Annotated in this window: 5 protein-coding genes; all 5 read left to right on the forward strand. The window is 45.1% G+C overall.

The genetic code is table 11. From position 1 onward, the window contains the following. The first annotated feature begins 933 nt into the window (after positions 1–933). The 5 genes from AB6F11_RS21180 to AB6F11_RS21200 all read left to right on the forward strand — a co-directional run bounded on the left by AB6F11_RS21180 (position 934) and on the right by AB6F11_RS21200 (position 7,556). Positions 934–2,661: an ABC transporter ATP-binding protein gene (locus AB6F11_RS21180; RefSeq protein WP_017060132.1), complete on the forward strand. Its 1,728-nt coding sequence runs from the start codon at positions 934–936 to the stop codon at positions 2,659–2,661. Positions 2,662–2,755: 94 nt separating this feature from the next. Next, positions 2,756–4,309 (forward strand): ABC transporter substrate-binding protein, encoded by a 1,554-nt coding sequence (locus AB6F11_RS21185; protein ID WP_017060133.1) that lies wholly within the window; start codon positions 2,756–2,758, stop codon positions 4,307–4,309. Positions 4,310–4,487: 178 nt separating this feature from the next. Continuing rightward, complete coding sequence (locus AB6F11_RS21190) at positions 4,488–5,465, forward strand: ABC transporter permease (RefSeq protein WP_017060134.1); 978 nt, start codon at positions 4,488–4,490, stop codon at positions 5,463–5,465. A gap of 2 nt (positions 5,466–5,467) precedes the next feature. Continuing rightward, complete coding sequence (locus AB6F11_RS21195; RefSeq protein ID WP_017060135.1) at positions 5,468–6,406, forward strand: ABC transporter permease; 939 nt, start codon at positions 5,468–5,470, stop codon at positions 6,404–6,406. Between the two features lie 187 nt (positions 6,407–6,593). Beyond that, entirely contained in the window at positions 6,594–7,556 is a 963-nt protein-coding gene (locus tag AB6F11_RS21200; RefSeq protein WP_104216246.1) for an SPOR domain-containing protein, read from the forward strand. Positions 7,557–7,661 lie beyond the last annotated feature (105 nt).

Here is a 7,661-nt window from a genome sequence, read left to right on the forward strand (position 1 = left end):
CGCATCTGGTTTGGGACCAGAGGGTCGGGGGTTCGAATCCCTCTTCACCGACCACCTTAAGAAGCCTCGTCAGAAATGACGGGGCTTTTTTACGTCTGAAACTTAGATAACTTGAACAGAGTGGGGTTCGCCTGATGTTCAAAGAATGTCTCTTCACTGATCACTTAAGAAGCCTCAACTAGCCGTCCGCGTCAGAAATGACGATCTATCTCCCCTTCTTATATAAGACAGATTCCTAACGATCTGCTTGATAATGGTGCTGCTACAGAGTTGCTTTCTTTATCAAATGTACAGTTCTATATCTAATTTTATATAAATGGAGTGCTCAATAATTCGACATATTAATGGGTTTGGTCTAAAGACTTTTATGAAAAGTGAAACCTGACCCTAAATTTGCTCACTAAGGCCTGAATTTGACAGCTTTGTACGCATTTGGTCGTTCAAAAACTCCTCTGATTTATTAGGCCTTTCGTTTGTCTGTTTTGTATTTACCAAAATAATGCAGATGGTTAAATGTATGGCTAATTAACGTTTATCTGGTTGTTTTATTTGTTCAAATTAACAAAATTAGCGTTTGTTTCTATAGTGTTAATTGTTTTTTGGAATAATTATTTGTTTTTAGTGACTGGTAGTGAGATCTGCTTTGAAGCACGGCTTTAACTCTACAAGTAAGTAGTGGTAAGGAGTTTGTGAGTATTTCTTGCCGATAATATAATGTTGATTTTTCTTACTATATGCTCTTTTGGTGAATAGTTATGTGGCACTTTTGCTTGCTAAGCGTTTAATGTCGACTTTTTATCCTATTTTTGTTGCTTTTCTGTGAATTATTTGCCAAATTGTCAACCGTATAAAATATCAGAACAATATTCTGGTAAGAATGGATTCAATTTTGCAGACAGGGCAGAAAGCTGCCAAAGCAGTAGAGGTCTGGTAATGTCACTTTTAGAAGTAAAAAATCTTCGTATCGAATACCCATCTCGTCATGGAGTTCACGCCGCAGTTAAATCACTTTCGTTCAACATTGAACGTGGTGAGATTGTTGGTGTTGTAGGCGAGTCTGGTGCAGGTAAATCAACAGTAGGTAATGCTGTGATCGATTTGCTGAGCCCTCCTGGCCGCATTGCTAGCGGCGAGGTATTTCTGGATGGCGAAAAAGTCTCTGGTTTATCTCCTGAACAGATGCGTTCTGTTCGCGGCTCAAAGATTGGTTTTATCTTCCAAGACCCAATGACTTCTCTTAACCCTCTATTCACAGTAGAACAGCAGTTAAAAGAGACGATTCATGCCAACATGAAGGTTTCGGATCAAGAAGCCTACCAGCGCTCATTAGACTTGATGAACCAAGTGGGTATCCCACAACCAGAAAACCGTTTAAAGCAGTACCCTCACCAATTCTCTGGCGGTATGCGTCAGCGTGTGGTTATCGCGATCGCATTGGCAGGTGAACCTGACCTAATCATCGCAGATGAACCAACAACAGCACTGGATGTTTCTATCCAAGACCAGATCTTGGGTTTGATTCGCGACCTATGTATTAAGAAGAACGTAGGTTGCATGTTGGTCACGCACGACATGGGCGTGGTATCTAACGTTACCGACCGCGTAGCCGTTATGTATCGTGGTGACTTAGTTGAGTTTGGCCCAACAGCGAAAGTTCTGGGTACTCCTGAGCACCCATATACACACAGTCTTATCTCTGCGGTTCCTCGTTCGGATCGCAAACTCGATCGTTTCCCTCTTGTTAGCTACATCGAAGAAGCACAAGAGATGGAACCATTGGATGTGAAGAACCACTGGTTAGGTCAAAGCCAAGATCACCGTGATTACACTGGCCCTCTGTTGAACGTTGAGAACGTAAACTTACGCTTTACTACCAAAGATTCTTTCTTTGAGAGCCGTCGTGAGTACGTTCAAGCATCAAACAACGTGAGCTTTGAAGTGCATGAAGGTGAGACGTTTGGTTTAGTAGGTGAATCAGGTTCAGGTAAATCAACGATTGCTCGTGTGATTGCTGGCTTGTACGCACCAAACTCAGGCAAGGTAACGTTTGAAGGCGTTGATCTTACTGGTCTGAAATCTGAAAAAGAACGTCGCCCTATGCGTCGTCAAATGCAGATGGTTTTCCAAAACCCTTACACATCAATGAACCCTCGAATGAAGATATTCGACATCATTGCTGAACCTATCCGATTCCATAAGCTTACTCGCAACGAAAATGAAACTCGTCAGATCGTGAACGACCTGCTAGAGCACGTGGGTTTAGGCAAAATGGCTGGGGTGAAGTACCCACACGAATTCTCAGGTGGTCAACGTCAGCGTATTTCTATCGCTCGCGCTTTGGCGACTCGCCCACGTCTTTTGATTTGTGATGAACCAACATCGGCACTGGACGTGTCGGTACAGGCTCAGATTCTTAACCTACTAAAAGACTTACAAGACGAGCTAAACCTAACCATGCTGTTCATCAGTCACGATCTACCGGTTATTCGCCAAATGTGTGACCGTGTTGGTGTGATGCAGATGGGGACATTATTGGAGGTTGCGCCAACGGAGCAGCTGTTCCAATCACCTCAGCATGAATACAGCAAACAACTGATTTCTTTAATGCCTGAATTTACAGGCTTAAGAGAAGAAAAAGCAGTGGCACAAGCCGCGGTATAAAAATCAGCAGGCTGGAGTTTAGCTTGCTAACAACAATAAACAGACGCAAATACAACAACTAGGGATCTGGATTCCCGCATGAAGGAGTTATGCAATGAAAACCATGAAAAGCAAATTAGCAGTAGCTTTAATGGCAGCTGGCCTAAGCTTTAGTGCAGCAGCAGCAGATATTACCGTTGGCTACGCAGCTGACCCAGTATCACTTGACCCGCACGAGCAGCTGTCTGGTGGCACACTGCAAATGTCTCACATGGTGTTTGACCCTCTAGTACGTTTCACTCAAGAGATGGATTTTGAAGGCCGCCTAGCATCTAGCTGGGAGCGTGTTGATGAAACGACTTTCCGCTTCAACCTACGTAAAGGTGTGAAATTCCACTCTGGTAACGAACTGACTGCTGATGATGTTGTGTGGACTTTTGAACGTCTACAAGCTTCTCCAGACTTTAAGTCTATCTTCACGCCATACGAAAAAATGGTAAAAGTGGATGACTACACAGTTGAGCTAGTATCAAAAGCGGCTTACCCACTAGTACTACAAACAGCAACTTACATCTTCCCAATGGACAGCAAGTTCTACTCTGGCCAAACAGCGGAAGGTAAAGACAAGTCTGAGCTAGTTAAGCACGGTAACTCGTTTGCTTCGACTAACGTTTCAGGTACTGGTCCATTTATCGTAACGCAGCGTGAGCAAGGCGTTAAAGTAACGTTCGAGCGTTTCAACGATTACTGGGACACAGAAACTGAAGGCAACGTAGACAAGCTAACACTTGTGCCAATCAAAGAAGACGCGACACGTGTTGCAGCACTTCTTTCTGGCGACGTTGATATGATTCACCCAGTAGCACCAAACGATCACAAGCGTGTTAAAAACGCTAAGAACATCGATCTAGTGACGCTACCTGGTACTCGTATCATCACGTTCCAAATGAACCAAAACAGCAACGAAGCACTTAAAGATGTTCGCGTTCGTCAGGCGATTGTTCACGCAATCAACAACGAAGGTATCGTTAAGAAGATCATGAAAGGCTTCGCAACAGCAGCTGGTCAGCAAAGCCCAACAGGCTACGCGGGTCACAACGAAGACCTAGTTCCTCGTTACGATCTGAAAAAAGCGAAAGAGCTGATGAAAGAAGCGGGCTACGAAGATGGCTTTACGCTAACTATGATGGCTCCAAACAACCGTTACGTGAACGATGCGAAAGTAGCGCAAGCGTCTGCGGCAATGCTGTCTAAGATTGGTATCAAAGTTGATCTTAAAACTATGCCTAAAGCACAGTACTGGCCTGAGTTTGACCTATGTTCAGCAGACATGATGATGATCGGCTGGCACTCAGATACAGAAGATTCAGCTAACTTCAACGAGTTCCTAACGATGACTCGTAACGAAGAGACTGGCCGTGGTCAATACAACTGTTCTGGCTACTCAAACCCAGAAATGGATGCGATCGTAGAAGCTTCTAACACTGAAACTGACCCAGTTAAGCGTGCTGAAATGCTGAAAGGCGTTGAAGCAACACTTTACAACGACGCAGCATTCGTACCGCTACACTGGCAAAGTGAAGCGTGGGGCGCGAAGTCTAACGTAGGTGCAGCAGACGTAGTAAACCCAATGGTTATGCCTTACTTCGGCGACCTAGTTGTAAAATAATCTAGCTTGCTAGAATCGAGAGCCTGAAGCTTTTCAGGCTCTCAAATTATTAAGATATAGATTTAAGTTTCGGTATTTGGTCTTCCTTCAGTCTGGCTAAATACCTTTTTTAAGACTGAATTTTGTTATCTAGTCGCGGATTTCGACTAGATAGTCATGGATAGATAAGGGGCAAGGAATGGTTACGTTTCTGGTCAAGCGCCTGTTTCAGGCACTGATAGTGATGTTTGTGATCAGTTTGGTGGCGTTTGCCATTCAGGATAACCTGGGCGACCCGTTGCGTGAGTTAGTCGGTCAATCTGTTTCAGAATCGGAGCGTCAAGCGCTGCGTGATGAACTCGGCTTAAATGATCCCTTCATTACAAAATACACTCGCTTTGTGGGCGCAGCTCTACAAGGTGATCTTGGTACTTCATATTTCTTTAAACGCCCAGCTGTGGACGTAATCTTAGATAAACTAGTCGCAACGCTTGAGCTTGTGTTCGGCGCTTCTCTGATCATTGTTTGTCTGTCGATTCCACTTGGCGTTTATTCTGCAATACACCCAAAAAGCTTCTTCACTAAACTGGTGATGGCGGGCAGTAGTATCGGCATTTCTGTGCCTGTTTTCTTAACCGCAATCATGTTGATGTATGTATTCTCTATTGAGTTAGGTTGGCTGCCGTCGTTTGGACGTGGTGAGACCGCAAACTGGTTTGGCTGGGAGTCTGGTTTCTTAACGCTCGATGGCCTTGCACACTTAGTGCTGCCGAGTATTGCTCTAGCATCTATCATGCTGCCTCTGTTCATTCGTCTAGTACGCTCTGAAATGCTAGAGGTTCTTAGCTCTGAATATATCAAGTTTGGTAAAGCAAAAGGCCTAGCGCTGAACAAGATTTACTACCAACACGCTTTGAAAAACACAATGCTGCCAGTACTAACGGTAGGCGGTGTTCAAATCGGTACTATGGTGGCTTACACCATTCTTACTGAAACTGTATTCCAGTGGCCGGGTACCGGCTTCCTATTCCTTGAAGCGATTAACCGAGTGGATACACCACTGATTACCGCATACGTTATCTTCGTTGGCCTGATCTTCGTAGTAACTAACACCATTGTTGACCTGCTATACGGCATCATTAACCCAACAGTGAACATCACAGGGAAAGGAGCATAATCATGGAACAAACAACAACAGCTCCATCTCGTTGGGAGCGATTCAAGCAGTCAGACATTCTGTACTACTTCTTACGTGACAAAGTGGCAATGGTGAGCTTCGCTATCTTTGCAGCTTTCCTTGTTATGGCATTAGCGGCACCTATTCTAGCGCCAACAGACCCGTATGACGTGACGTCTATCGACATCATGGATTCTGAGTTGCCACCATCTTGGATGGAAGACGGCGAAGAACGCTTCCTACTGGGTACTGATGAGCAGGGTCGTGACATCTTATCTACGATGCTTTACGGCTCGCGTCTGTCATTGACGATCGGTTTCCTAGCGGTAGGTCTTCAGCTGACTCTCGGTATCATCATTGGCTTGTCTGCAGGTTACTTCGGTGGTCGTATTGATAGCTTCCTGATGCGTTTTGCCGATGTTCAGCTTTCGTTCTCAACCATGATGGTTGCGATCATTGTCTCGGCCATCTTTAAGGCGAGTTTCGGTAGTGACTTCTACGCGCAATATGCGGTTGTTATGCTGGTGGTGATCATCGGTATTGCTGAATGGCCGCAGTATGCTCGTACGATTCGTGCATCGGTATTGGCAGAGAAGAAGAAAGAGTACGTAGAAGCGGCACGTGTGATGGGCTTTAGAGCGCCTCGCATCATGTTCCGCCATATTCTGCCTAACTGTTTATCACCGATTTTGGTTATCTCTACGGTACAGGTGGCAAATGCCATCATGTCAGAAGCGGCACTTTCTTTCCTCGGTTTAGGTCTTCCGGTAGACCAACCGTCACTCGGTGCCCTGATCAGTACTGGTTTTAACTACATTTTCTCAGGAGCATGGTGGATCACAGCATTCCCAGGTGTGCTTTTGGTAACATTGGTTCTCGTTATTAACCTATTAGGCGACTGGTTACGTGACGTGTTTAACCCGAAAATTTATAAAGGGTGATAGCCCGGTTTGATTTTTAGTAAAAAAAGTCACTAAATTAAGAGCCGTAAGCAATTACGGCTCTTTTTTTGCTTAATGGATCTGGAACTTAGTATTATTGACAGTGTCAATAATAGTTAAAATGGAATTCATGTTTTATCGACATAGATTCGGTAATAATTAGCCCGCAAGGGTTTAAGTGGTGGTTATGAAATTGACAATGAATGCTGTATGTCGTGCTGTGACGAGAAATTATCGTATGGGACTTATCGCTGCATCTCTTTTGGTATCGAGCCAAGTGAATGCAGAGTCGGTTCTATGTGATGCAACTCAGGCAAGCACCAACCAATTACCACAGCTAGAGCAATCATGTCCGATCGGTAAGGGCGTGTGGGGCAGTAAAGCACCAAAACGTCATTCAGATAACGAACTGTTTTGGGTTCAATGTGGCCTGCTGAACAAGCCTTTGTCACTGAGCCGAGCAAAGCCTCTGTATGAGAAGATCTCGACCAACGTTTGGATGAAGCCGGAAGGCGGAGACTACCGTTGCTTAATCGGACCTTATTCTACCTTCTCTGATGCGAGAAAAGACCTAGCTCAGGTGCGTAAGGTTTCTGGTTACGGTGAAGCCTTTATTCGTATGGTCGATAAGTCGAAAACCTCATCACAGCCTATTGTGGCAAAACCAGCAGAGCCAAAAGCGGTGACGCACAAGGCTCCTGCAAAAGTAGAATCTAAGCCTGCACCGAAACCTGTGGCTGCTAAGCAAGCGGCGGCGGTAACGAGTACTGCTGCTATTCAGACATTACCAAGCGGCAACGTGAGCTCAGACGATGATCTAGAGATCGAGATTCGCGTGAAAGCAGACATTGCGGGTAGCCAATATGCTATTCCTTACCTTCTAGATCATCAACAACAGTTCTACATGGAGCAAGGTAAGCCTTGGAGTCGCCTAGATTACGCCAGTGCTGAGTTAGTGTGTAAGCAGCTCAACATGAAGCTGATGACTGAAAAGCAATGGCAGAGCATCTTAGGTTCGAAGGTAATGGAGAAACAGAACTGGCCAATGCACCTACCTTACTGGGGCGCAGATAAGAAAGGTCTGTTTACCAACGGTAACGTGAATCAACTAAAAGGGTCTTCACTTCTCAATGTGATGTGTGTGAAATAACTCCGACATGCAGCAATACCAAATAAGCCTCAGCCATCGCTGGGGCTTTGTTGTTGTGCGCCGAGCATGGCGTTGATCTAGGAGGTGAAAGTCCTCTACGGGCTC

This window comes from Vibrio sp. 10N.247.311.14, assembly GCF_041467715.1.
Classification (GTDB): Bacteria; Pseudomonadota; Gammaproteobacteria; order Enterobacterales; family Vibrionaceae; genus Vibrio; species Vibrio crassostreae_C.

Bases quoted from the DNA above. Each gene is read 5' to 3' on its own strand.
- AB6F11_RS21190 (WP_017060134.1), top strand. From the start codon at position 4,488: ATGGTTACGTTTCTGGTCAAGCGCCTGTTTCAGGCACTGATAGTGATG.
- AB6F11_RS21200 (WP_104216246.1), top strand. From the start codon at position 6,594: ATGAAATTGACAATGAATGCTGTATGTCGTGCTGTGACGAGAAATTAT.
- AB6F11_RS21185 (WP_017060133.1), top strand. From the start codon at position 2,756: ATGAAAACCATGAAAAGCAAATTAGCAGTAGCTTTAATGGCAGCTGGC.
- AB6F11_RS21180 (WP_017060132.1), top strand. From the start codon at position 934: ATGTCACTTTTAGAAGTAAAAAATCTTCGTATCGAATACCCATCTCGT.
- AB6F11_RS21195 (WP_017060135.1), top strand. From the start codon at position 5,468: ATGGAACAAACAACAACAGCTCCATCTCGTTGGGAGCGATTCAAGCAG.